The organism is Bacteroides caecigallinarum (genome assembly GCF_016902295.1).
GTDB classification, from domain to species: domain Bacteria; phylum Bacteroidota; class Bacteroidia; order Bacteroidales; family Bacteroidaceae; genus Phocaeicola; species Phocaeicola caecigallinarum_A.
This window is the reverse complement of the sequence record NZ_JACJLQ010000027.1, coordinates 17304-44096: the sequence shown is the minus strand read 5'-3', so window position 1 is coordinate 44096 and position 26793 is coordinate 17304. Positions and strand designations below refer to the sequence as shown.

General features: G+C 38.6%; 26 protein-coding genes. 15 read left to right on the top strand and 11 right to left on the bottom strand.

Annotated features, from left to right (window positions below; genetic code table 11):
• The first annotated feature begins 190 nt into the window (after nt 1-190).
• The 12 genes from dcm to miaA all read left to right on the top strand — a co-directional run bounded on the left by dcm (nt 191) and on the right by miaA (nt 12552).
• Entirely contained in the window at nt 191-1495 is a 1305-nt protein-coding gene (gene dcm / locus H6A27_RS10110) for a DNA (cytosine-5-)-methyltransferase (protein ID WP_204508592.1), read from the top strand.
• On the top strand, nt 1492-2682 hold the full coding sequence (locus tag H6A27_RS10105; RefSeq protein ID WP_204508591.1) for a type II restriction endonuclease: 1191 nt from the start codon (nt 1492-1494) through the stop codon (nt 2680-2682). The genes dcm and H6A27_RS10105 overlap by 4 nt, the downstream gene beginning before the upstream one ends.
• 870 nt (nt 2683-3552) lie before the next feature.
• Nucleotides 3553-4725 (top strand): AIR synthase-related protein, encoded by a 1173-nt coding sequence (locus H6A27_RS10100; protein WP_204508590.1) that lies wholly within the window; start codon nt 3553-3555, stop codon nt 4723-4725.
• Nucleotides 4726-4771: 46 nt separating this feature from the next.
• Nucleotides 4772-5032 carry a hypothetical protein gene (locus tag H6A27_RS10095; protein WP_204508589.1) on the top strand — a complete coding sequence of 87 codons (261 nt, stop codon included), beginning with the start codon at nt 4772-4774 and terminating at the stop codon, nt 5030-5032.
• A gap of 19 nt (nt 5033-5051) precedes the next feature.
• Nucleotides 5052-5324: a hypothetical protein gene (locus H6A27_RS10090; RefSeq protein ID WP_204508588.1), complete on the top strand. Its 273-nt coding sequence runs from the start codon at nt 5052-5054 to the stop codon at nt 5322-5324.
• 23 nt (nt 5325-5347) lie between these two features.
• Complete coding sequence (gene prfA / locus H6A27_RS10085; protein ID WP_204508587.1) at nt 5348-6457, top strand: peptide chain release factor 1; 1110 nt, start codon at nt 5348-5350, stop codon at nt 6455-6457.
• A gap of 137 nt (nt 6458-6594) precedes the next feature.
• Nucleotides 6595-7419 carry an orotidine-5'-phosphate decarboxylase gene (pyrF, locus tag H6A27_RS10080; RefSeq protein ID WP_204508586.1) on the top strand — a complete coding sequence of 275 codons (825 nt, stop codon included), beginning with the start codon at nt 6595-6597 and terminating at the stop codon, nt 7417-7419.
• Between the two features lie 314 nt (nt 7420-7733).
• Nucleotides 7734-8774 (top strand): UDP-3-O-(3-hydroxymyristoyl)glucosamine N-acyltransferase, encoded by a 1041-nt coding sequence (lpxD, locus tag H6A27_RS10075; protein WP_204401945.1) that lies wholly within the window; start codon nt 7734-7736, stop codon nt 8772-8774.
• A 6-nt stretch (nt 8775-8780) separates the two neighbouring features.
• Nucleotides 8781-10166 carry a bifunctional UDP-3-O-[3-hydroxymyristoyl] N-acetylglucosamine deacetylase/3-hydroxyacyl-ACP dehydratase gene (locus tag H6A27_RS10070; protein ID WP_204508585.1) on the top strand — a complete coding sequence of 462 codons (1386 nt, stop codon included), beginning with the start codon at nt 8781-8783 and terminating at the stop codon, nt 10164-10166.
• 12 nt (nt 10167-10178) lie between these two features.
• Complete coding sequence (gene lpxA, locus H6A27_RS10065; protein WP_204401949.1) at nt 10179-10946, top strand: acyl-ACP--UDP-N-acetylglucosamine O-acyltransferase; 768 nt, start codon at nt 10179-10181, stop codon at nt 10944-10946.
• Between the two features lie 46 nt (nt 10947-10992).
• A complete protein-coding gene (locus H6A27_RS10060) occupies nt 10993-11544 on the top strand; it encodes an IS1096 element passenger TnpR family protein (RefSeq protein WP_204401951.1) in 552 nt (183 codons plus the stop codon).
• A gap of 96 nt (nt 11545-11640) precedes the next feature.
• A complete protein-coding gene (miaA, locus tag H6A27_RS10055) occupies nt 11641-12552 on the top strand; it encodes a tRNA (adenosine(37)-N6)-dimethylallyltransferase MiaA (protein WP_204508584.1) in 912 nt (303 codons plus the stop codon).
• On the opposite strand, the gene H6A27_RS10050 is transcribed toward miaA, so the two are convergent.
• Nucleotides 12553-13578, bottom strand: coding sequence for a glycosyltransferase family 2 protein (locus H6A27_RS10050; RefSeq protein WP_204508583.1), 1026 nt, complete (start codon nt 13576-13578; stop codon nt 12553-12555).
• Nucleotides 13579-13608: 30 nt separating this feature from the next.
• The gene (mtaB, locus tag H6A27_RS10045) at nt 13609-14925 is read right to left on the bottom strand and encodes a tRNA (N(6)-L-threonylcarbamoyladenosine(37)-C(2))-methylthiotransferase MtaB (protein WP_204508582.1); all 1317 of its coding nucleotides are present in this window, start codon (nt 14923-14925) and stop codon (nt 13609-13611) included.
• A gap of 249 nt (nt 14926-15174) precedes the next feature.
• Here mtaB and H6A27_RS10040 point away from each other — a divergent pair, with 249 nt between their 5' ends.
• Nucleotides 15175-15375, top strand: a complete 201-nt coding sequence (locus H6A27_RS10040; protein ID WP_204401959.1) for a hypothetical protein — start codon at nt 15175-15177, stop codon at nt 15373-15375.
• A 201-nt stretch (nt 15376-15576) separates the two neighbouring features.
• Here H6A27_RS10040 and rplI read toward each other — a convergent pair whose 3' ends face one another.
• Genes rplI through rpsF form a run of 3 tightly spaced genes read right to left on the bottom strand, consistent with a single transcriptional unit; the run spans nt 15577 to nt 16663 of the window.
• Nucleotides 15577-16026 (bottom strand): 50S ribosomal protein L9, encoded by a 450-nt coding sequence (rplI, locus tag H6A27_RS10035; RefSeq protein ID WP_204401961.1) that lies wholly within the window; start codon nt 16024-16026, stop codon nt 15577-15579.
• Between the two features lie 17 nt (nt 16027-16043).
• Complete coding sequence (gene rpsR, locus H6A27_RS10030) at nt 16044-16313, bottom strand: 30S ribosomal protein S18 (RefSeq protein WP_013617046.1); 270 nt, start codon at nt 16311-16313, stop codon at nt 16044-16046.
• A 2-nt stretch (nt 16314-16315) separates the two neighbouring features.
• A complete protein-coding gene (gene rpsF / locus H6A27_RS10025) occupies nt 16316-16663 on the bottom strand; it encodes a 30S ribosomal protein S6 (RefSeq protein ID WP_204401963.1) in 348 nt (115 codons plus the stop codon).
• Nucleotides 16664-16876: 213 nt separating this feature from the next.
• Between rpsF and H6A27_RS10020 the strand changes: the two genes are divergently transcribed.
• Together H6A27_RS10020 and H6A27_RS10015 are read left to right on the top strand one after the other, a co-directional pair.
• Complete coding sequence (locus H6A27_RS10020) at nt 16877-17323, top strand: MarR family winged helix-turn-helix transcriptional regulator (protein ID WP_204401965.1); 447 nt, start codon at nt 16877-16879, stop codon at nt 17321-17323.
• A gap of 126 nt (nt 17324-17449) precedes the next feature.
• On the top strand, nt 17450-17626 hold the full coding sequence (locus H6A27_RS10015) for a hypothetical protein (protein ID WP_204401967.1): 177 nt from the start codon (nt 17450-17452) through the stop codon (nt 17624-17626).
• Nucleotides 17627-17714: 88 nt separating this feature from the next.
• Here the strand turns inward: H6A27_RS10015 and rprY are convergent, their stop codons facing one another.
• From rprY to H6A27_RS09985, 6 genes are all read right to left on the bottom strand, one after another.
• A complete protein-coding gene (gene rprY, locus H6A27_RS10010; protein ID WP_204401969.1) occupies nt 17715-18425 on the bottom strand; it encodes a response regulator transcription factor RprY in 711 nt (236 codons plus the stop codon).
• 1 nt (nt 18426) lies between these two features.
• Nucleotides 18427-19983 carry a sensor histidine kinase gene (locus tag H6A27_RS10005; protein WP_204508581.1) on the bottom strand — a complete coding sequence of 519 codons (1557 nt, stop codon included), beginning with the start codon at nt 19981-19983 and terminating at the stop codon, nt 18427-18429.
• Nucleotides 19984-20248: 265 nt separating this feature from the next.
• Nucleotides 20249-22408, bottom strand: a complete 2160-nt coding sequence (locus H6A27_RS10000) for an elongation factor G (protein WP_204508580.1) — start codon at nt 22406-22408, stop codon at nt 20249-20251.
• A 218-nt stretch (nt 22409-22626) separates the two neighbouring features.
• On the bottom strand, nt 22627-24195 hold the full coding sequence (locus tag H6A27_RS09995) for an efflux MFS transporter permease (protein WP_204508579.1): 1569 nt from the start codon (nt 24193-24195) through the stop codon (nt 22627-22629).
• 1 nt (nt 24196) lies between these two features.
• Nucleotides 24197-25234 carry an HlyD family secretion protein gene (locus tag H6A27_RS09990; RefSeq protein WP_204401977.1) on the bottom strand — a complete coding sequence of 346 codons (1038 nt, stop codon included), beginning with the start codon at nt 25232-25234 and terminating at the stop codon, nt 24197-24199.
• A 63-nt stretch (nt 25235-25297) separates the two neighbouring features.
• A complete protein-coding gene (locus tag H6A27_RS09985; protein ID WP_204508578.1) occupies nt 25298-26623 on the bottom strand; it encodes a TolC family protein in 1326 nt (441 codons plus the stop codon).
• Nucleotides 26624-26793 lie beyond the last annotated feature (170 nt).

Genomic DNA, 26793 nt, shown 5'->3' with positions numbered 1-26793 from the left:
TATAGAAAGTTTGCCTGATAATAAGTATCATAAAAGATTTACTCTTTGACGCTTTGTATGTGTTCCTCAATATTTGAATGAATTGAACCTTCAGTAAGTAATATATACAATAACAAAAGAGAAATTTATTAATTCGATATTCTCAATAAAAAACTGTATTTTTGCAACTATTAATCGACAAATGAATTGAATGATAACAAAAAAAACAATTGCACAAGATATCAAACTCATTGATTTCCCAGAGGAAGTTGATGAACAAAACGGTATAAAATTATACGGAGAAACCAGCTGGGAAAATCAACTTGCGGTATTAAGCCACTATTTACATAGCAATAATAATACCGAAGATAACAATTGTAAGAGAAAAGTGATAAATGCAATTCTTGAATTCTTAGAGAGAAAAAAAGAGAATAAGAATGAAGTAATAACAATAGAATATGCAACACAATTGGCAGAAGACCCTATAGCATATGATTTATTTGCAGATTTTTTCAATGTTCCGTTTCCTGACCCCAAAGAACCTAAATTCACTTTTATAGATTTATTCGCTGGCATGGGTGGTTTTCGTTTAGCTATGCAAGCACAGGGTGGCAAGTGTGTTTTTTCTTCAGAATGGAACAAATATGCCCAAAAAACCTACATGGCAAACTTTGGAGAAATGCCTTTCGGTGATATTACGAAAGATGTAACCAAAAGTTATATACCTAAAGAATTCGATGTACTCTGTGCCGGTTTTCCTTGTCAGCCATTTTCAATTGCAGGAGTTTCCAAGAAAAAAAGCCTCGGACGTGAAACTGGCTTCAAAGACAAAACACAAGGGACTTTGTTTTTTGATGTAGCTGATATTATCAGCCGTCATCGTCCTAAAGCTTTTTTCTTGGAAAACGTGAAAAATCTAATGTCACATGACAAAGGTAACACGTTTAAAGTAATAAAAGGCACTTTGGAAGAGTTACGTTATTCGATTCATTATCTCGTAATGGATGGGCAAACTTACGTACCACAGCATAGGGAACGTATCATGATAGTAGGCTTTAACCGTGATATTTTTCGTGGAGAAGAACAATTTACTTTTCCTAAACAAAAACAGGCAACTCGAAGTATTAAAGATATACTTGACCCAAACATTGATGAAAAATATACGTTGAGTGACAAATTATGGAACTATTTACAAAACTATGCCGAAAAGCACCGTGCGAAAGGAAACGGCTTTGGTTATGGATTGACTGATCTTGATGGTATTTCAAGAACACTTAGCGCACGATATTATAAAGATGGTTCAGAAATTCTAATACCACAGGGTGAAGGTAAGAATCCTCGCAAACTTTCACCTCGTGAATGTGCTAGATTGATGGGATATCCTGATGAATATCGCCTCAACCAAGTTTCTGATGTGCAAGCTTACAGGCAATGCGGGAATTCAGTCGTCGTGCCCCTCATCACTGCTGTTTCAGAACAATTAGTAAAAACCATGTTAACTAGTAATGATATATGAGTGAAATATTGAATAGTGCAATTAATAAAGTGCAAAATGCCCAATATGCATTTTGTCGCTTTATTACTGCTAATGATACTGGAAAAAACGGTTCGCATCAAGCAGGTTTTTACATACCAAAATGCGCAGCCGCACTTTTATTTGAAACTCCGGGTGTGAAGGGTGAAAATAAAGACAAATTGGTAAAAGTAAAATGGCAAGACGACTTTACCACAGACAGTCGATTTATCTATTATGGGCAGGGGACGCGTAATGAATATCGAATTACTCGTTTTGGGAAAGGCTTTCCTTTCTTTGAAGAAGATAATGTGGGCGACTTACTCATTATTGCCAAACAAAGTGAAGATTATTATGACGGTTTTGTATTACAAGCAGACCAAGACATAGATGATTTCTTTGCTTTCTTTAATTTATCACCTGAAATGACCAATCAATTGATTGACATTTCTCAAGCAAAAACTCCTGAAAAGCAATTGGAAACAAGCATTCAAAAGCTTGTTTCTCTATACACTGATTTTCCTGAGACAACTCAAATGGCAAAGTTTGCCAGAGATATTTACAATGAAGCCAATCAAATTACAGATGATGACATTTGTAAAACCCCAGATTTACAACTATTGAAATGGATTGATACAGAATATGCTCTGTTCCGTAATTTTGAGGAAAAGATATATGCTCCTATCTACAGTATGCCATTCCCTAATTGTCAAGAACTGGTTAAATTTTCCAACATCATCCTCAATCGTCGCAAATCACGTGCAGGGAAATCATTAGAACATCATCTTGCCACCATTTTTACATCCGCAAAATTAGAATACGAAGAACAAGCCGTAACAGAAGATAATAAGAAACCAGATTTCTTATTTCCAAGCGGAGAAGCGTACCATAACCTAATGTTTCCAGCTGACAAGCTGGTTTTCTTAGGCGCCAAGACCACTTGCAAAGATCGCTGGCGCCAAGTTTTAAATGAAGCTAACCGCATTGAAACCAAATATCTATTCACTTTACAACAAGGTATTTCCAAAAATCAATTGCAAGAGATGAAACATGAACATTTGAAGTTGGTTGTACCATCACCTTACCTAAGTTCATTTGATAAAGAGTTTCAATTTGAAATAGAAACATTATCATCATTCATAAACATAGTAAAAGAAAAACAGAAAAGTAAAACCATCCTTCCTGTATAACTGAATATGTTGACATACCTTCAGTCCTCTACTGAGGGTATGTTTTCTTTTATCAATTCCTTCTCCCCATGCGAAATCTATCAAATCTATTAACCAATTAAAATAAACGGAAAACAAATTGATATTGACAAAAATATATTTTTATCAAATTGACATTCTGCTATTTGCGATTTCCAAGAATAGAATAATCAATACCAATATAATTCAAAACAGGGAAAAATCAATTCTCAGAGAATCATACCAAACCATTCTATAACAAAGAAAGACTAAATCCTTTCAAAACAACACACAAACCACTTATATACATACACTAAGACAACAAGAAAGGAGTTTTTATACCATTCTATCAAAACGAGAATAAATCTAAAAATCTTCTTTTTAGAATAAAACAAGGCAACTTTTACAAAAAATATTGACAACCCGTCACTTTATGAAAAAGAAAAAGAAGTTTTTCCTGAAAAGACAAGGAGTTTTTGAGACAATAACAAGACATTTTACATAAAACGCCGAGGCGTTTAAATTAACATTCTTAACCATTCACAATATTATACATACATTATTATCAATCATAAGGAAAAGAAACATTAACATTACAGATTTTTCTGAATAAAATATCTAAGGCTACAAATGACAGAACAGGACTTTATAATTACATTATGCAACAAAAATCATTAAAATATTTTTATTTTGTCAGAACGTATAAAACAACATCTCTACCTTTTTACGTGCTATACACTTGAAAAGGAGTTTCAAAAACTCATATTTCGAACCATTATTTACCGCCCATCAACTTTGATATATATCAGATTTTGAGTATTTTTGCAAATCAAATCGATTTAGGAAATTATAATTTATAATATATCATCACTCATGAGTAATCAAAGATACATGCAGCGCGGCGTGTCGGCATCTAAGGAAGATGTACATAACGCTATCAAAAACATTGACAAAGGTATTTTCCCTAAGGCTTTCTGTAAAATCATTCCTGATATTCTTGGCGGAGACCCTGAGTACTGCAACATCATGCACGCAGACGGTGCAGGAACAAAATCATCACTGGCTTACATGTACTGGAAAGAAACAGGCGACCTGTCTGTATGGAAAGGTATCGCACAGGATGCCCTTATCATGAACATCGACGACTTGCTCTGCGTAGGAGCAGTTGACAACATACTTGTTTCTTCTACTATCGGACGTAACAAACTGCTCGTTCCGGGAGAAGTTATCTCGGCTATCATCAACGGTACTGACGAACTGCTTGCCGAACTCCGCGAAATGGGTGTAGGTGTTTACGCAACAGGTGGCGAGACTGCAGATGTGGGCGACCTGGTTCGTACTATCATCGTTGACAGTACAGTGACTTGCCGTATGAAACGTTCTGACGTGATTGACAATGCAAACATCCGTCCGGGCGACGTTATCGTAGGTCTTGCTTCTTACGGACAGGCCACTTACGAAAAGGAATACAACGGCGGTATGGGTAGCAACGGTCTGACAAGTGCGCGTCACGACGTATTCTCAAAATATCTTGCAGAGAAATATCCAGAAAGCTACGACAAGGCTGTACCTGAAGACTTGGTTTACAGCGGTAATCTGAAACTGACTGACGCTGTAGAAGGTTCTCCACTTGACGCTGGTAAGCTGGTCCTCTCTCCTACACGTACATACGCACCTGTAGTGAAGAAACTTCTCGATGCTCTCCGTCCTGAAATCCACGGTATGGTTCACTGCTCGGGTGGTGCTCAGACTAAAGTTCTGCACTTCGTAGGCGACAACTGCCGCGTGGTTAAGGATAATCTCTTCCCTGTTCCTCCATTGTTCCGCACTATCAAGGAACAGAGCGGTACTGACTGGGATGAAATGTACAAGGTATTCAACATGGGACACCGTCTTGAAGTATATCTTTCTCCTGAACACGCTGAACAGGTTATCGAAATCAGCAAATCGTTCAATATCGACGCACAGATTATCGGTCGCATAGAAGAAAGCAACGGCACTAAGGAATTGATTATCAAGAGTGAGTTCGGAGAATTCAGATACTAATACAATAAAGCCACAATGCCTAAAGGTATAAATCATAAAAATGACTATGAAAGGATATGATAAGAATGGATGCCTCACACCGATAATTCTTTTAATTATAGGTATAGTGTGCCTGATAATAGGTCTGGAATTTGATATTCCTATGATAAAGTGCCTGAGTTATATGTTTCCTGCTTATGCTGGTGCTATGTATACAGAGCTTACAAAAGGCGAAAAATGGTCGTGGAAAAGACATGCACCGTATATTCTGATAGCCATAATCACATCTGTTGTAGTCTCATACATTTTCTACGGAAGAGTGTGGTAAAACCTGAATAATTTTGCTTATGGAGAGAAAACAGTCAATAAGTGTACAAGCAATATTACTCTTTGCAGTAAGTATATTTATAATAGGTTTTGGAGATATTAAAGACATACCTCTGATTAAGACATTCGGATATATGACTGCCGGCTTGTCGGGTACAGTATTTTTCAGATACTGGTTAGACGGAAAGAAAGAAAATATATTCAGTAACTGGAAAAGCTGTCTTTATGTAGTAATCATAGCAGTTGTATTGGCTATACCTATAACATTACTGTTTGAAGGCAAATTGTGGTAAAAAAACAAAACAAAAAGATTTAAATGGCGGAAAATAACACCATACTGGAGAAACTTGAAGGACTGGTATCACGTTTTGAGGAAGTATCTACACTGATTACTGACCCTAACGTAATAGCAGACCAAAAGAGATATGTAAAACTTACAAAGGAATATAAGGAGCTGGGCGACATCATGAATGCACGCAAGGAATACTTGCAATGTCTGAACGGACTTGAAGAAGCCAAAATGATGATGAACGAAAGCGACCCTGAAATGAAGGAAATGGCCCGCGAAGAGGCTGCTGCCTGCGAGGCACGCATTCCGGAACTGGAAGAGGAAATCAAACTTCTGCTTGTTCCTGCCGACCCTCAGGACGACCGCAATGCGATTCTTGAAATCCGTGGCGGTACGGGTGGCGACGAGGCTGCTATCTTTGCCGGCGACCTGTTCCGCATGTATTCGAAATATTGCGAAACCAAAGGCTGGCGACTTGAGGTATCAAGCGCAAACGAAGGTGCGGCAGGCGGTTTCAAGGAAATAATCTGCTCCGTAACGGGAGAAAAGGTTTACGGAACTCTGAAATACGAATCGGGAGTACACCGAGTGCAGCGAGTTCCTGCCACTGAGACTCAGGGACGTGTACACACATCGGCCGCATCGGTAGCCGTACTGCCTGAAGCTGAACCTTTCGATGTGGAAATCAATGAAGGCGAAATAAAATGGGATACATTCCGAAGCGGCGGTGCCGGAGGACAGAACGTAAATAAGGTGGAATCCGGAGTTCGTCTGCGTTATAACTGGAAGAACCCTAACACCGGAGTTGTGGAAGAAATCCTTATCGAATGTACCGAGACACGCGACCAACCAAAGAACAAGGAACGTGCCCTCTCGCGCCTGCGTACATTTATATACGATAAGGAGCATCAGAAGTACATCGACGATATAGCTTCGAAACGTAAGACTATGGTCAGCACCGGAGACCGTTCTGCTAAAATCCGTACCTATAACTATCCTCAGGGACGTATCACTGACCACCGCATAAACTATACTATCTATAACCTCGGCGCATTCATGGACGGAGACATTCAGGACTGTATAGACCATCTGATTGTGGCTGAAAATGCTGAAAGACTTAAGGAAAGCGAACTTTAAAAAACAGACTACAAGGCTTCAGTTACAAGGGGACAAGGCTTTCCATCCGGATGGCAACCAAAGGTCAGCGATACAGAACCTGGTCAACTTGTCAACTCATCAACTAAAGAACTTAAAAACTCAAAAACTCATCAGATATGAACAAACAACAGTTATTCGAAAACATCAAACGTAAACAGTCATTCCTCTGCGTGGGACTTGACACTGACATCAAGAAAATTCCTGAACACCTTCTGAAAGAAGAAGATTCTATATTCGCATTCAACAAGGCTATCATTGATGCTACAGCTCCTTACTGTATCGCTTACAAACCAAACCTGGCTTTCTATGAAAGTATGGGTGTGAAGGGCTGGATTGCATTCGAAAAGACAGTGGAATATATCAAGACTAACTACCCTGACCAGTTCATCATAGCAGACGCAAAACGTGGTGACATCGGTAACACTTCGGCTATGTATGCACGTACATTCTTCGAGAAGCTGAACATCGACTCTGTAACCGTAGCTCCATATATGGGTGAGGACAGCGTTACTCCGTTCCTTACTTACGAAGGCAAATGGGTTATCCTTCTTGCTCTTACATCAAACAAGGGCTCACACGACTTCCAGCTCACTACTGACACAGAAGGCGAACGTCTTTTCGAAAAAGTGTTGCGCAAGAGCCAGGAATGGGCAAACGACGAAAACATGATGTACGTGGTAGGCGCTACTCAGGGACGTATGTTCGAAGATATCCGTAAGATTGTTCCTAACCACTTCCTTCTTGTACCTGGTATCGGAGCACAGGGCGGCTCGCTGGAAGAAGTTTGCAAGTACGGTATGACTAAGGAATGCGGACTTATCGTGAACTCAAGCCGTGCAATCATTTATGCCGACAAGACTGAAAACTTTGCAAATGTCGCAGGCGTAGAAGCTCATAAAGTACAGCAGCAGATGGCTGAACAGCTTAAGGCTATCTTATAATACACACTCCACACAGAAAGTATTCTCTGAATAAAACGGCAGTATCAGCATTAAAGTACTGACATTTTGAATTTGTAATACATATAATTATTTCAGTAGATTTAACAGTTATATCATCCGACAAAAGGCTGATATAACTGTTTTTTTGTTCAAATAGACCGATTTATAAGAGTAAACGCACAAATAATTTGCTTTTTTCTCTGATATGTAAAAAAAAAATACGTAATTTGCATAAATAAGTAAACGATGCAACTATACGTTTATTAAGGGTAAAAACAAATAATACAAAAACCAAAGTAAGAAAGATAATAATTATGGAGTTCTCGGCTAAACAAATTGCAGAATTTATCCAGGGAATTATTGTTGGTGACGAAAACGCAACAGTACACACTTTCGCCAAGATAGAAGAAGGTGTGCCGGGCGCAATATCGTTTCTGGCAAACCCCAAATACACACATTTCATCTACGAAACAAAATCTACTATAATACTTGTAAACAAAGACTTTGTTCCGGAACATGAAGTTAAAGCCACTCTTATAAAAGTTGACAATGCTTACGAAAGTTTGGCAAAGCTCATGACTCTCTACGAGATGAGCCAGCCGAAAAAAACAGGAATAAGCCCATTGGCATGTATATCCGATAAAGCAAAAATTGGTGAAAACTGCTATATAGGTCCTTTTGCATGTATAGAAGAAGGGGCTGTAATAGGAAATAATGTTTCTATTCATCCAAATGCTGTAGTTGGAAACAATGTCAAAGTTGGAGATAATTGTATATTATACCCTCATGTAACGATATATCATGACTGCAGAATAGGCAACAACTGTATCCTGCATGCAGGTTCTGTAATAGGTGCAGACGGTTTCGGATTCGCTCCATCGGCCGAAGGTTATGAAAAGATACCACAGATAGGTATAGTCATACTGGAAGATGACGTTGAACTGGGAGCAAATACATGTATTGACCGCGCTACAATGGGAGCTACAATAATACATAAAGGTGTTAAGCTTGACAATTTAGTTCAGATAGCACATAATGTAGAGGTAGGCAGCAACACTGTAATGGCTTCGCAGGTAGGTATAGCCGGATCGGCAAAAATCGGTGAATGGTGTATGTTCGGCGGACAGGTAGGTGTGGCAGGACATATCAAAGTAGGTAACAAGGTTACCGTAGGAGCCCAGTCTGGTATTCCAGGAAACACAAAATCTGATGTGGCTATCATGGGATACCCTGCTATAGACCACAAACAGTTTGCACGCGCCGCTATTGTTTACAAGAAATTGCCTGACATGTATGCAGAGATAGGAAAACTACAGAAAGAAATTGAAGAATTGAAAAAACAAATAAACAAATAATAGCCCATGTTGAAACAACAGACTTTAAAAGGCAGCTTTTCGCTGAACGGAAAGGGACTTCACACTGGAGTTAAGCTGACAGTGACATTCAATCCTGCTCCGGAACATCACGGGTATAAAATACAGCGTATTGATCTTGACGACCAACCTATTATTGACGCTGTAGCAGAAAACGTTATAGACACGACAAGAGGTACTGTTTTATCTAAAAACAATGTAAGAGTCAGCACAGTTGAACACGCCTTGGCAGCATTGTATGCAGCTGGTATAGACAACTGTCTTATACAAGTTGACGGACCGGAATTCCCTATACTTGACGGTAGCGCAAAATCATACGTAGAATGTATTGAAAGAGTCGGTATTGAAGAACAGTCGGCTCCAAAAGACTATTACATAATCAAATCAAAAATAGAATTCCGCGACGAGGCTACAGGCTCAAGTATCACAGTATTGCCTGATGACAGATTCAGTATCAACACGCTGATATCGTACGATTCGAATATCCTTACCAACCAGTTTGCCACTCTTGAAAACATGGCAGACTTCCCTACTGAAATAGCTTCAGCACGTACTTTTGTATTCGTACGCGAGATAGAGCCTTTGCTCAATGCAGGACTTATTAAGGGAGGCGACCTTGACAATGCCATAGTTATCTACGAAAAGCAGATGACTCAGGAAAATTTCGACAAACTGGCTGACGTAATGAAAGTTCCTCACATGGACGCAAGCCATCTGGGATATATCAACCATATTCCTTTGGTATGGCCTAACGAACCAGCAAGGCATAAACTGCTTGATATTATCGGCGACTTAGCTTTGGTGGGAAAACCTATCAAGGGACGCATAATAGCCACAAGACCGGGACATACTATCAACAATAAATTCGCAAGACAGCTTCGTAAAGAAATTCGCTTGCATGAAATCCAGGCTCCTATATACAACTGTAATGAGGAACCACTGATGGACGTAAACCGCATTCGCGAACTCCTGCCACACAGATATCCTTTCCAACTTGTAGATAAGGTTATAGCTATGGGTGCCAACCATATAGTAGGCGTAAAGAATGTTACTTCAAACGAACCTTTCTTCCAGGGACACTTCCCTCAGGAACCTGTTATGCCTGGAGTACTTCAGATTGAAGCCATGGCACAGGTAGGAGGACTTCTTGTTCTGAACTCTGTTGACGAACCAGAAAAATATTCAACATATTTCATGAAAATAGACAATGTGAAATTCCGCCAGAAAGTTGTTCCGGGCGACACATTGATATTCCGAGTAGAGCTCATGGCTCCTATCCGCCGCGGGGTTTCTACAATGAAAGGATATGTTTTTGTAGGCGAGAAAATAGTCTGCGAAGCTGAATTCATGGCTCAAATTGTAAAAAACAAATAACTATAATATATTATGATAAGTCCTTTAGCTTATATACATCCTGAAGCAAAAATAGGAGAAAATGTTGAAATCGGTCCTTTCGTATATATTGACAAGAATGTAGTAATAGGCGACAATAACACTATAATGCCCAACGCAAACATTCTGTACGGCGCACGTATAGGAAACAACAACAGAATATTTCCTGGTGCTGTAATTGGAGCTATTCCTCAGGATTTAAAATTCAAAGGAGAAGAAACTACAGCCGAAATCGGAGATAACAATACCATAAGAGAAAACGTTACAATAAACCGCGGTACTGCCGCTAAAGGTAAAACAGTAGTAGGAAACAACAACCTCCTGATGGAAGGCGTGCATGTGGCTCACGACGCTATTATTGGAAACGGATGTATTATTGGAAACTCAACAAAATTTGCAGGTGAGACTATTATAGACGACTATTCTATAATCAGTGCAAACGTATTGATGCACCAGTTCTGCCGTGTTGGTGGTTATGGAATGCTTCAAGGCGGTAGCCGCTTCAGCAAAGATATACCTCCTTTCATTATTGCCGGAAGAGAACCAATTGCATATTGCGGTATAAATATTGTCGGGTTAAGAAGACGCGGATTCTCAAACGAACTTATAGAGAATATCCACAATGCATACCGTATTATATACAATAGCGGCAAGAATACTGCGGAAGCACTTGAACAGGTAAAACAGGAAGTTCCTATGAGTCCGGAGATAGAATATATAATCTCATTCATAGAAAATTCTAAAAGAGGCATAATAAGATAATCATTTTTTGTATATTTACAAAATAAAGATTTAAAACTAAACAAAGATGGTTTACAAATTCAGACTCATATCAGACGAAGTCGATAATTTCCTCAGAGAAATAAAAATCGATTCAGACGCTTCATTCTACGACTTGCATGAAGCTATATTAAAGTGTACAGGCTACAAAGACGACCAGATGACATCTTTCTTTATCTGCGATGACGACTGGGAGAAAGAAACAGAAATCACATTGGAGGATATGGGTACCAGCAGTTCAGACGAGGATATATATATAATGAAGGATACTCCTCTTAGCGAACTACTTGAGGACGAAAAACAAAAACTGATTTATGTCTTCGACCCGTTGGCAGAAAGGATATTCTTTATCGAGCTTTCCGAAATTATTACCGGTCAGGATTTGAAACATGCTATCTGCTCAAGAAAAGAAGGAGAAGCGCCACAACAGACAATCGACTTCGACGAACAGCTAAATACAAGCCAGTCGCTTGATCTTGGTGAAAACTTCTATGGTGATGAAGATTACGACATGGAAGATTTCGATATGGATGGCTTCGGAATGAGCGAAGGAAATCCGTACGAGGAAGATAAATATTAATGTTATATACCAACACTGGATTAAAAGCGAAGAATAACGGCTTCAACTTATTGTTGATTTTCCGTCATTCTTCGCTTTTATCAATTATATTACATCATGACAAACCGCAACAAAACTTTAATAGTACTGGTTGGTCCGACAGGAGTGGGAAAAACTGACCTTAGCATAAAAATCGCAGAAAAATATGATTCTCCTATTATCTCTGCCGATTCAAGGCAATTATATTCCGAACTGAAAATAGGAACGGCCGCACCAACAGAAGAATACCTCAACAGGGTAAAACATTACTTCGTTGGCACACTGAAACTGACAGACTACTATAGCGCAGCCCAGTACGAAAGTGATGTGATAAGCCTGTTGGACGAACTGTTCAAAACGAAAGACGTATTATTACTCACAGGAGGGTCAATGATGTATATAGACGCTATCTGCAAAGGAATAGACGACATACCGACTGTAGATGACGAGACACGCCAGATGATGACGAAAAAATATGAAGACGAGGGGCTGGAGAGACTTTGCGCTGAACTGAAACTGCTGGACCCTGAATACTACTCTATTGTAGATTTAAAGAACCCTAAAAGAGTTATACATGCATTAGAGATATGCTATATGAGCGGGAAAACATATACATCGTTCAGAACAGGCAACAAGAAACAAAGACCGTTCAACATTATAAAAATAGGTCTGAACAGAGATAGAGAAGAACTGTATGACCGTATCAACAAACGGGTTGATATAATGATAGAAGACGGACTTATAGACGAAGTTAAGTCAGTATATCAGTATAAAAACCTAAACTCACTTAACACAGTTGGCTACAAAGAAATCATACAGTACTTGGATGGTAACTGTACTTTGGACTTTGCCATTGATAAAATCAAACAGAACTCACGTATCTACTCCAGAAAGCAAATGACATGGTTTAAAAGAGACAGTGAGATAAAATGGTTCCATCCTGACAAAGAAGAGGATATTATAGGATATATAGAATCGAAAATAGTATAATCATTTGCTTATCATCTGACTATAGGTTTTCTTTCCTAAGAGCTTACTTTTCATAATAATGGAAAAGCCGTATCTGAATTTTATTTTATCTACCTTGGAAAGTCGCAGATTAGCCTCACGTAAAGGTTTGAAATCCGTACGCATAGACTTATAGTCACGTCTGGCTTTTATTACAGCACCGGCATTGGCAAAATCAAATTTCAGAAGAAAAAAGACTGTTGCCAAATAGTCCAACAGGCAACGCATTCGCATCACTTTATCCAACTCACGGGAAGGAAGATTTTTGTATAACATCAACAGATTGTTGCGGAAATTAAGGTATGTCTTTCGTGGATTTTCTTTCTTCAGTGTTGCACCTCCCACATGATATACTGTACTAGACGGAATACACATAAGCCTGTATCCTCTACTGAGAAAACGCCAGCACAAATCAATTTCTTCCATGTGGGCAAAAAACTTTCCATCAAGTCCACCTACCTCTTTATATAAGTCACGACGGACAAACATGGCAGCACCGGTAGCCCAGAATATTTCAGCAGGTGAATCATACTGACCTTTATCCTCTTCCACTGAATCGAAAACCCTTCCACGGCAAAATGGGTAACCATATTTATCCATATATCCGCCGGCAGCTCCCGCATACTCAAACAGTGACTTATTACGATAGGACAATATCTTTGGCTGACAGGCAGCGACATCAGAATTAGACTCCATGTATTCCAATACAGGTTCAATCCATCTTTCTGTAACCTCTACATCACTATTAAGAAGAACTACATATTCTGTATCAACAAAGTCAATAGCTTTGTTATATCCCTCAGCAAAACCATAATTTTCCTTGAACACTATCAATCTTACCATTGGAAACTCATTCTGTATAATCTCAACTGAATTATCAGTTGAACCATTATCAGCCACACACACTTCAGCAAGTTCAGAGTTTGTGAACTTGACAACAGAAGGCAGGAATTTACGTAACATTTCCGCCCCATTCCAATTTAATATAACTACAGATACTTTCTTCATACAGAATATGTAATCTACAACTCAAAGAGATTATAATGTTTCTGACAACAAAGCTGAACCGTCTGCACTGAAATCACCAAGTCTAACTTTCACCAGATGATTGTCCAATACCTTATCCTTTTCCAATTCAACTCGAATATAATTTTCTGTAAATCCATGCATTGGCATCCCTGGTTTGGAATGTTCCGCCAGAACGACAGCTTCTTTACCAATATGACGTGCGTAAAAATCTTTCAACTTCTTTTCTGAAAGTTCAAGCAAACGCTGACTCCTTAAATGCTTTTCTTCAGGAGAAACGACATAATCTATTTTCAGAGCCTGAGTACCCGGACGCTCAGAGTAACTGAAAACATGAAGTTGGGTAACATCCAGTGAATTTATGAAATTATATGCAGTCTCAAAATATTCAGGAGTTTCTCCTCTTGTACCCACTATCACATCCACTCCGATAAACGCATCAGGCATCAACTGTTTAATCTTCTTTATTTTAGAAGCAAACAATTCAGTATCATAGCGGCGACGCATAAGCTTCAAAACTTCATCGCATCCTGACTGCAAAGGAATATGAAAATGGGGCATAAATCTTTTAGAAGTGGAAACAAACTCAATAATTTCGTCAGTTAGTAAATTAGGCTCTATAGAAGATATTCTATAACGTTCTATACCCTCTACTTCGTCAAGAGCCTTTACAAGATCAAAGAATGTCTCGCCTGTAGTCTTTCCAAAATCACCGATATTAACTCCCGTAAGAACGATTTCTTTTCCTCCCTCCAAGGCAACTTCCTTAGCTTGGGCTACCAAGTCAGAAATCTTACCGTTACGGCTTCGTCCTCTTGCAAAAGGAATTGTACAATACGAACAGAAATAATCACAACCATCCTGAACTTTTAGGAAGTAACGTGTTCTGTCACCACGGGAACATGAAGGAGAGAACGTACGTATATCCTTAGTAGCTGTTGTAATGGCAGCGCCATGAGCAGATTTATCAAGAGTTACAAGATATTTCATCAAATCACCCTTTTGTTCTGCTCCAAGAACCAAATCAACACCTTCAATATCGGCTACTGTATCCGGTTTTAACTGGGCATAACATCCGGTAACTATAACATAAGCTCCAGGATGAGACTTTACAAGTCTGTGGATAGCCTGCCTGCATTTTTTATCTGCTACTTCAGTAACAGAACATGTATTAACAACTATAATATCAGCCTTTTCACCTTTTCTGGCGGTCCTTATCCCTGCATCTTTCAAAGTTTTACCTATAGACGACGTTTCAGCAAAATTCAGCTTACAACCTAAAGTATAATATACTGCTTTCTTATCCTGAAAAACATTTGTATCAATCATATAATAAAAAAATATTTTCCGCAAAGGTACGCAATATTTCGATATTTATGAAGCGGAATAATCTGAACAAAACCGAAGTGTAAAAAAAAGGAAAACACGCTTAGTTAAAAAACAATAAATAGGCTGCAAAACATATTTTTTAGCAAAATTATTGGCATAAAAATGAACAACGTATTGAAAAACTATATATCTTTGCAGCGTCAATTAAGATAACAACATAAGTATTACAGAATTTTAAAAGCAAAGAAGATGAAAAAGTTAGTATTTTTATTCGTTGCATTCGTTGCAGTATCTTTCGCATCATGTGGTGGTAACAAAAATGCAAATGCAGAATCTACAGAAGCTGCTGTAGTTGAAGAAACTACTCCTGCTTGTGATTCAGTTTGCACTGATTCAACAGCATGTGACTCAGTAGCTAGCGACTCAGTTTGCTGCAACAAAGCTGAATAATTATCAGTAAAATCTGATTAGGTAAAAAGTTATAAAGTCTGTTGGATAACAAACCCACAGGCTTTTTTTATGCCCATACATTTCTTATTCCAATAAATTACGTTCCAAACGCAATAATAAAATTCTGTGTCCGCATCTTAAACAGACACAAAAAAATCCCTTTCTTTTGAAAAGGGATTTTTAATATACTCAATAATTATATTAAGCTTCTTCTGCAACTACTTCAAATGGAATTTCAACAGAAACTTCCTTGTGAAGTTTTACAACAGCCTTGTAGCTACCAACTTCCTTAACAGAATCCTTAACTACGATAATCTTACGATCGATGTTATGACCCAATTTAGCAAGTTCTTCAGCAATCTGGATGTTACCTACAGAACCATAGATTACACCAGTTGAGCTGACTTTTGTAGCGATAGTCAATGAAACACCCTTAAGTGATTCAGCAACTGCTTCAGCATCTTTCTTAATCTTTTCCAATTTGTGAGCACGCTGTTTCAATTCTTCAGCCAACATTTTCTTTGCTGCTGGTGAAGCGATAACTGCTTTGCCAGTCGGAATAAGATAGTTACGACCATAACCAGACTTTACAGTTACAATATCATTCTTGTAACCCAAGTTTAATACGTCTTCTTTCAATATAATTTCCATACTTATTCCTCCTTTTTTTATTTCATCATATCAGTTACGTAAGGCAATAAAGCCAAATGGCGAGCTCTCTTCACAGCCTGAGCAATACGACGCTGAAACTTCAATGAAGTACCAGTAATGCGGCGAGGAAGGATTTTACCCTGTTCGTTCAAGAATTTCTTCAAGAATTCAGGATCTTTGTAATCGATATACTTAATACCACTCTTTTTGAAACGGCAGTATTTTTTCTTCTTAACATCTACTGAAGGCGGAGTTAAATATCTGATTTCTGATTGTTGCTGTGCCATGATTAATTTTCCTCCTTTTTAGTTGATTTAACATTTCTTCTCTTAGCAGCATATTCTGCAGCATACTTGTCCATCTTGAAAGTCAAGAAACGGATAACTCTTTCGTCACGACGGTAGTTAACTTCAAGCTTTTCGATTACTGTTGGTTCAGCTTTAAACTCAATCAACTGATAGAAACCAGTAGATTTTTTCTGAATTGGATAAGCCAATTTCTTCAATCCCCAGTTTTCTTCATTGATGATCTCAGCACCCTCCTGAGTAAGGATTGCCTTGAACTTCTCTACCGCTTCCTTCATCTGAGCGTCAGATAAAACGGGAGTTAAAATGAAAACGGTTTCGTATTGATTCATACTAATTCGTTAATTAAATTATTAATAAAAAATTTCAATCGCGGCGCAAAGGTACAACTTTTTATCTAATACACAAACATTTAAAGGATTTTTCTTCATTTTTCATTCAAGTAATCTGTTTATTCTGTTCTAATTACGAAAAATACTATTCTCTAAACGAAACATATATCACAATAAGTTGTATATTTGCATAGTTGTATAAACAATAATTATATGATAGAACAATTTAATTTCGATATTCAATTAATTTTCGCGATACTTAACGGCAAGGTTTCAGCTGCAATAAATAGAAAACTAATAAGAAATTTCAGATTAAACGGTTTAGAGATAACTCCTGAGCAATGGACAGTCTTAATATTCCTATGGGAAAAAGACGGTGTAACACAACAGGAACTATGTAATGCGACATTCAAGGACAAACCAAGTATGACCAGATTAATAGACAACATGGAAAAACAACATCTGGTAGTAAGAATATCCGACAAAAAAGACAGGCGAACAAACCTGATACATTTAACCAAAGACGGCAAGCAGCTGGAAAACAAAGCAAGATATGTAGCCCACCTCACTCTTGAGGAAGCATTAAAGGGACTGACATTAGAAGAGCTTAACATCAGTCAGGAAGTTCTGCGTAAAATATTTACCAACACAAAGGATTAAAACAGAGACATAATTCCTTTATTTTATGATTTTTATTTTTTTTCGCAAAATAATTTTCTCGTATAAAGAATTATGCTTTAATTTGTAACCAAGAAACGAATAAACCATAAAAAATAGAAGACACACATGAAAAGCTTATTGAAGAATCTGGGAGTAATATTGATTATCATCGGTGCAGTCATACTTATTGCATGTTTTGCCACTGAGAATGTAAACAACAATGCTATTTTAGGAACATCACTTGTTCTAATCGTTGCAGGCTTAATCAGCTACATTTTAATCAACAAACGTATTACTGATTAATAATTTATTTAATCAAAAGAGTAAATAAAAATAGGTTGCTTGGTTCAGAGCCAAGCAACCTATTTTTATTTATGATCATTATATATAATCAAGCTTCCTGCTCTTCCTCGTCTGGAGTAATTAGTTTATATCCTTTACCGTGGATATTGATAATTTCGATAGAAGGATCCGCTTTAAGATGCTTACGAAGTTTAGTGATATAAACATCCATACTTCTTGCATTGAAATAGTTGTCGTCAATCCAAATATTCTTCAACGCATAATCTCTTTGAAGAATTTCATTGGCATGAGAACAAAGCAAAGACAAAAGCTCTGACTCCTTAGTAGTAAGCTTAGTCTGCTTGTCACCGATAATAAGCAACTGTTTCTGAGTATCAAAAGTAAAGTTTCCTAAAGTGTACATAGTATTCTCTTTTACTTTCTTACCTCTAACGCGACGGAAAATAGCTTCTATACGAAATGTCAGCTCTTCCATACTGAACGGTTTGCTTATATAATCGTCAGCACCAATCTTGAATCCTTCAACTATATCTTCCTTCATAGTTTTTGCCGTAAGGAAGATAACAGGTACTTCAGAATTTATTTGTTTGATTTCCTGGACCATAGTGAAACCATCTTTAATTGGCATCATAACGTCAGTCACAATCATATCATATTTTCCTTTCTGATAACCTTTAACACCTTCGTCACCATTCAGGAACAGGTCAGCTTCATAGCCCTTAGCCTGTAAATATTCTCTCAAAAGCATGCCAAGATTCTCGTCATCTTCGCACAATAAAATACGCATTCTTTCGTCCATATTATTCTTCTTTAAATAAAGGTAATACAATTATAAATTTAGTTCCGACATTCAGTTCACTCTCAGCCCTTATACTTCCAATGTGATCTGAAATAATCTTCTTTACATAGGCCAATCCAAGACCAAACCCCTTCACATCGTGAAGATTTCCGGTATGGACACGGTAGAACTTGTCAAATATCTTTTTCAAATTTTCTTTCTTTATACCAATGCCGTTATCTTCGACAGATATATGCAATTTGTTTGATTCATTCCACGTTCTGACTTTCAGACTGATATCAACATCAGCTCGCTTGTACTTGACAGCGTTATCCAAGAGATTGAAAATCACATTCGTAAAGTGCATTTCATCAACAAATACAAACGGGTCTGTAGCTTCGAGTTCGGCATCCAAAGTACCATGACAACTTTCAACTTTCAGCCTGAAAGTATTGATAACACCATTTATCAGTTCGTTGGCATCAACCTTTTTCTTCTTAAGAGTCGCTTTCTGCCGTTCAAACATAGACATCTGCAACACCTTCTCGACCTGGAAACGCAAACGTTTGGTTTCGTCATTTATAACCCCTGAAATATGTTTAAACATAACAGGCGACTTACCTACAGCCGGATCGTTCAGCATCTGAGCTGCAAGCGATATTGTTGAAATAGGCGTCTTGAACTCATGGGTCATATTGTTTATGAAATCATTCTTAATCTCTGTCAGTTTCTTCTGACGGAATATTATATATATGGTAAATATAAATGTTATCAGAAGAACTATAGTAAATATTATAGAAGGAATCATAAACTTTACGGAACTGAAAATGTAATCATCCATTGTTGGGAAGAATATATTTACATATCCCATTTTTGCCGGCGGATCGTTTTCAAACAATAGCCTTGAATAAATCTTTTCTCCGTCGTAAACATAATCCGAACAGCGGTATATTTCCTTACCATCCCTATCAGTAACAGTAAAATGATATGGCAAATCAAGACCATTGTTCAAAAGTTCCGATTTAATAAAGTGGTCCAATTGCTTGAAATTAATTCTTTCCTTAAGCGGCTTGTCACTTGCTGTATAAAGAATATTATAAATTACTTCGTCGAGCAAAGCCCTCTGATAGACATACCTTTCTTTTATAATCTCCTGCAATGTCCTTGAAGTCTGCGGGATATTCTTTCCATTAGAAATAATAACCTTAGGGACATTAGCAGGTCTATTGGTTATTGTCTTGAATTCAAAAGTGGAATACATACTTCCATCCGGTGAAGTAATAGTGTACTGATGATGTTCCTGTAGTATATCATCATTCCCTTTACCATTATTCAGATTAAACTGCTCAGCCAGACGGGCGGCTCTTTCAGTTGCAGCGGCATCTGCTTCAAGATACTTCTTGGTTTCCACCAATTCAAGATTACGCACGGACTGGACAAGACTGCGGTTAACATTTTCCTCAAACTGTCCACGACGCATCTTTACCATCTCTTCTATATAACTTACCTGCAAAAACAGCAGACTAAGAAAAGACAGAGCCATAATGACTCCTAATATCCATATTGTTGACTTTTTCATGGTGACAAATTTAACAAGCTAATTAATATAATCATCATCAATTAACATGTTTTACACTGGATTTTTTCGTTTTTAACGGTTAAACAAGTTTTTAATTAATAAAATCACAATCAAAAGTCATCATATCGTTACTTACTTTACAAAAATAATATAACTTTAAATATATAACAACTAAAAGTGACAAAAAGTTCATTGAATAAGCACAAAAAAAAGTCGTATTTTTAAGAAATACGACTTTTTAATATATTAAATTATCAACTAACTATTAAGCTTCGTCTTTTTCCTGCTCTTCAAATTCCTTCATAAGCTTATTCTGGACATCAGTTGGAACAAGTTCGTAGCTTGCAAACTTCATAATGAACGAAGCGCGTCCTCCCGTCAATGAACTTAAAGCAGTAGAATAGTTGGACATTTCTTTCAAAGGTACTTTAGCTGCAAGTTTTTCATAACCCTTCTCACTACTCATACCCATAATCATACCACGACGTCCCTGCATATCACTCATAACGTCACCAAGCTTATCGCTCGGAACAAATACTTCAACGTCATAAATAGGTTCAAGAATCTTAGGACCTGCATTCTTGAATGCTTCGCTGAAAGCATTACGTCCGGCAAGCATGAATGAGATTTCGTTTGAGTCAACTGGGTGCATCTTTCCGTCATATACGATAACGCGTACATCACGTGCATACGAACCAGTAAGCGGACCTTGTTCCATACGGCTCATAATACCCTTAAGGATAGCAGGCATAAATCTTGTATCAATGGCACCACCAACAACACTGTTAATGAATACCAGCTTACCGCCCCATTCCAAATCAACGGTTTCAGTTCCTTTGACATTAATCTTGAATTCCTGACCGTTGAATTTATAGACTTCTGGAGTTGGCATACCTTCATAATAAGGTTCAACTATGAGATGAACTTCACCGAACTGACCGGCACCACCAGACTGTTTCTTGTGTCTGTAATCGGCACGAGCAGCCTTAGTAATTGTTTCTCTGTAAGGAATCTTAGGTTCAAGGAACTGAACAGCCAGTTTTTCATTGTTTTCAAGTCTCCACTTCAGTGTACGTAAATGGAACTCACCTTGTCCGTGAACAAGAATCTGCTTCAATTCTTTAGACTGTTCAACAACCCATGTCGGATCTTCTTCACGCATACGGTTAAGGATAGCCATCATCTTTTCTGTATCAGCCTCGTTTTCAGGTTTGATAGCCCTTGTATATTTAGGATTAGGATATTTGATGAAATTGAATCTGTTTTCGCAATCCTTGCTGTTCAGTGTATTTCCTGTTTTTACATCTTTAAGCTTAACAGTACAGCCTATATCGCCGGCTCTCAGTTCTTCCACCTTTTCACGGTTTGCACCGGCACATACATAAAGCTGAGCCATACGTTCCTTAGATCCGCGGTCGGCATTATTCAGGTCGTCACCTTCGTGAACCACACCACTCATTACCTTGAAGTACTGAACATCACCTATATGAGGCTCAACAGCAGTCTTGAAGAAATAAAGCGAAGTAGGAGCATCAGCTACAGGAGGAACAGGAACACCGCGTGTATTGTGAACTACAGGCATTTCATCAACGAAAGGCACTACGTTGCCAAGGAATTCCATCAGACGGCGTACACCCATATCTTTTCCTGCACATACGCAGAATACAGGGAACATGCCTCGAGCAGCCAATCCCTTACGGATACCTTCACGCATTTCGTCTTCAGTAAGCGATTCTGATTCGAAGAATTTTTCCATAAGAGTTTCGTCATGTTCGGCAGCAGCCTCAACAAGTCTCTTATGCCATTCCATAGCTTTTTCCATTTCTTCAGCCGGAACAGGTTCGATTGTAGGAGCACCACCTTCAGGTCCCCATGAATATTTTTTCATTAAAAGTACATCAATCAACGAATTGAAGTCCGGACCTGTACTGAGAGGATACTGAACCGGAACAACTTTAGAACCATAATTTTCAGTCAACTGTTCGAGCACCTTATCAAAATCGCAGTTAGGCGAGTCAAGCTGGTTAACGAGGAAGATAACCGGTTTACCCAGCTTCTCAGTGTAACGGAAGTGATTCTGAGTACCTACTTCAGGTCCATACTGACCGTTAAGAAGCAACACGGCTGTATCTGTTACATTAAGCGCAGTCATTGCAGCTCCCACGAAGTCATCACTACCCGGACAGTCTATGATATTAAGTTTTTTACCATTCCACTCAACATGATAAACGGTAGAGAAAACAGAGTAACCATACTCCTGCTCTACCGGGAAATAATCGCTGACAGTATTCTTGGCAGTAATTCTGCCGCGACGTTTTATAATACCACTCTCAAAGAGCAACGCTTCAGTGAGGGTGGTTTTACCTGAGCCATCATTGCCAAGGAGTGCAATGTTTTTGATTTCGTTAGTCTGATATACTTTCATGGTATCTTAGATTAAAAAATTAATAAATGATGGATATGCTTCTCATATCTCATTTTTAAGTTGGCGCAAAATAGAAATTAATGTTCAGAAATCCAACTGTTACATTCGTGTTACTAAACTATGTTTTCCGACACATTATCTTTTACAATGCTTTAAATCACAACATTAGACAGAGTTTTCACCTTGACAATGGAAAAAGTGACTTAAATCATTTTAATTTACCGGCGTTTCATGATTTGCTTAATACGACGAATACGCGGCAGCCTTCCAACAATATTTCTGTTCAGAAACTTCTCGAAAAGAATCAATGCCAAAAACAAGACACCTACTATACAAACCCAGCCATACATTTCCTTCAGACTTACAAGAATGGTCTGTTTCATCGCTTCACCATAAACCGCTACAAAACTACTGCCGTTTATAGCCGTATTGACAGAGTCAAGTTCAATTGAAATCGTCTGAAAGTTCTCCGGAACAATATATTGCATTACTCTGCTATATATGGCACTTCCCATTACCGAACCGAACCCAGTTCGTACGAATCCCAAGATAGACAGTACCTGGAAGAAATGCTGGAAAGGCACTATACCGGTAACATATACAGTCAGAGATATATACAGTATTATATATCCTGCTCCCCTAAGCATTGTAGGCAGATACAGCCATTCGATATTCATGTTAGGGTCTATGATGAAATACATGATACACTTATAGCCTACTATCAGGGCAAAGCCAAGAAACACAGGCAGTTTATATCTCCCGTGAAGTTTTGCATGCCATACGAATGCAAATATACATCCTATCACAGTCCCTGCGAAATTCCACCAGTTGAGCGATACTGAGTTCAATACATCGTATTTCAGAATGGAGCCTGTAAATATATTCTGCAGCACATTCGGTGATGCCAAAAAGAAACAAAGTATAAGAAACAGGAATAACAAAGATGAAAGGTTCTTATACTTAAAGGCTTCCAGTTCGATGTAAGGATGTCGCATTACCAGCATACGGTGTATGCTCATAGCCAAGGAAACGACAGCTATTACAGTGCCTATCACTATCTGCCATGAATCGTACCAGTCGTAAAACTTTCCGTATTCGAAAACAAAAATCAGCGACAGTAGGAATATCGACCATAATGCTCCCCCCAACCAGTCTATACCGAATAGCGGCATAGGTTTCATAAAGCGGAAATGATGTGTAAGCATGGCTACAAGAGCCCACATAATCAGCAGCAGACCTATAATGAACAGATGCATATATTTCCAGTTTGCCCAATATCCCAAATATACTGTTGCGAGTCCAGACAGTTGGATACTTCCTAAAACTATCATATACACTACAGGGAAAAACACCGCGAAATCCCGTGTAGGAGTAATACTCAACTGCACATTCGATAAAGCCTCGAATGTTCCCCACATTCGTAACACACCTGCAATAAAACAGAATATAACAAGTACAGGCAGACTTTCCGTGTACATCGTAATTATATTACACAGAATAAGCGACGGACATATAAACAGCAGAATACTGCGTGTTGTAAATCTGAATTTCAAACGGAACAATATGGGAAAAACCACTGTCATTCCAACAAAAGAAGCATAGCCCGCCATCATGATGTCTTCCTGCATCAGGGCGGTAGAACCTACCATCTGTGATACAGACGACAGGTATATACCACCACTGAACTGGAATATTAAAGCAAAAAGTAAACATAGAAAGACACGTATCCTGTCAGGGACAAAGTCACGGAACATCATGACACGTGTCGGAATATTTGGCCCTGCCATATCAATATCTTACTTTACATTCTACATTCATACCTGCGCGAAGACGCTTCAAGTCTTCTTCTTTATTCTCTGAAGTAAATTCTATTCTCACAGGAATGCGCTGTTCCACTTTCACGAAGTTACCTGCCGAGTTGTCCTGAGGCATGAGCGACATTGAAGCTCCTGTAGCATCCGAAATGGATGATACCACTCCACGGAACTTCACCCCCGGCACGGCGTCAACCTCTATGTCAACTTCCTGGCCATTCTCCATTACCGATGTCTGAGTCTCTTTGTAGTTTGCAATAACCCACTTTTCAGTATTGTCTATAAGAGTCACCATTGTCTGTCCTGGCTGCACCAACTGCCCTTCGTGGATATTCTTTCTGCCTGTCATACCGTCAGTTGTTGCCACAATAACCGTATATGAAAGATTAAGTTTGGCCAGATTCAATTCCGCCTCAGCCACTTTGATAGCGGCTTCGTTCTGCTGCAGTCTTTGTGTCTGCTCCTGCTTGACAAGCGAAGTTGACTGTTTCTGACGTGTAACCTGCTCATATCTTGCCTTTGCAGCTTCGTATTCTGTTTTCACTCTGTCAAACTGTTGTGCTGTCACAGCATTTTTCTTTATCATCTCGGAATATCTCTTATAGTCAGCCTCGGCATTTTTCAGTCTTACCTGAGCTTCCTTGATACCCGCATCAGTAACAAGAATATTATTCTGCGTAGTATTGATAGTGGTGTGCATTGCATCCTTACCCACCAAAGCATTCTGATAATTGGCCTCAGCCTGAGCAAGACGCAACAGATATTCAGAATCTTCTATAACCAGAAGAGTATCCCCCTTATGCACTTCCTGATATTCTTCAAAATAGATTTTCTTTATAAATCCCGGAACACGTGTGTTTATCGGAGTTATATGCTGCTTTACCTGTGCGTTGTCAGTGTATTCCACATTACCCAAATGTACGAAATGGCTGCACACCCAAACAATCCCCAAAACAATCACTACTGTAAGAACGATATTAGATATTAGTCTGTTTCTTTTTATATTAGCCATAGTTCTTTCTATATTATTATGATTTCTGTATTTTTATTGTTTTTATCCGAATGCCATATTAATTTATAATGTACCGACTGTTTTCTTCAGCAGAAAATACTGGTATAATATGCCTACCTGCGCATTGGCAAGTTCCAGCTCGCTGCTCAACTGAATATTGCTTGCATCGAGCATGTCAGTCACGAGCGACAGTCCGTTGATGTATCTGCTATGCACCACATCATAATTTTCATGCGCCAGCTGTACGCTTTTCTCTTTCGAGTCAAGTCTGGTATAAGCCTCATCCAGATTAATATAAGCGGCATTTACACCGTTCGAAAGCTTTTCGTCCACAAGGAGTTGGTTTTCACGGGCTTTTAGAGTCGCAAGCTTGGCTTGCTTCAGCTTCTTGTTGTTCTTGAACAGCGAATCAAACTTATACGTCACGTTTACTCCAACAAACCAATAATTGAAGTTCTTGTTTATTGGCGGAACCTCGATGAGAATAGGACCATCGAAATTGTTCGAAGCCATGAGTCCTATTGTCGGTCTTCTTTCGGCACGAACCATATCCTGCTGCCTTTCGCTAAGCTCGACGCCAAGGTTGGCCAGCTTCAGCACCGGAGTATTCATGCGTTCTTCCTGCCAGTGAAGCTCGCTCTTTTTATCAAGTCCCATTGCAAACAGTGTAGTATCAGGTATTATTTCCACATTTGTATCAAGACCTATCGTAGTAACCAGTTCGCGGTTGAGAATCTTTATCCGGTTCAAAACATTCGTAAGTCCCAGTTCGAGATTTTTCAATTGCAGTTCATATCTTGTGATATCACTTTTCAATGCTGTTCCATGCTCGAAAGCCGACTCAATTTCCTCGATAAGCAGTTTGGTCTGCTCGATATTCTTCTGATACACCTTTCTCTGATTGTTCAGCTGATACAAGTCCAGATAATGGCCTACAAGCATAAAACGAATGTTCTGTTTGTCATTATCAAGCTCGGCGTCGGCAACCTGCTTCTGAAGTTCGCTCATCTCTATCCCTGTAGAAATGGCTCCTCCTGTATAGACAGCCTGAGTGACCTTAAAGGCAAAATTATTCCCAAAATGAGGCATCTCGGCCTTCATTCCATTAGAAAAATCTCTGTCGCTCATCCATCCGTCGCCGATATAACTGAAGGACAGGCTCGCTTCGATGGAAGGCAATCTGTCATTTTTTGAAACCTTTACTGCCTGGACGGCTTCTGCCACAGCCAGATTGTGCACCTTAATGCTCTTACTGTTCGCGTCAGCAAGCTCAAACAGTTCGTCTATTCCGATTACCTTCGGCTGTGCAGCCGCAGACATACATCCCAAACAGTTTAATATTCCTGCGAATAGAAAACCATTAATACAATTCCGATTACTTTTAATCATATAAACACTGTTATCTTTATTAGATATTTACCTACTCATAATTATCGGTGCAAAGATCGGGCTTTTTACGTTTTCGGCTGATGTCTGAATCATGAAGCTATTTGTCTTATTTGAAACAAAACCGGAAAAACCATCCGTAAAAGTTCAATTATAATTATCTTTGCAACGAT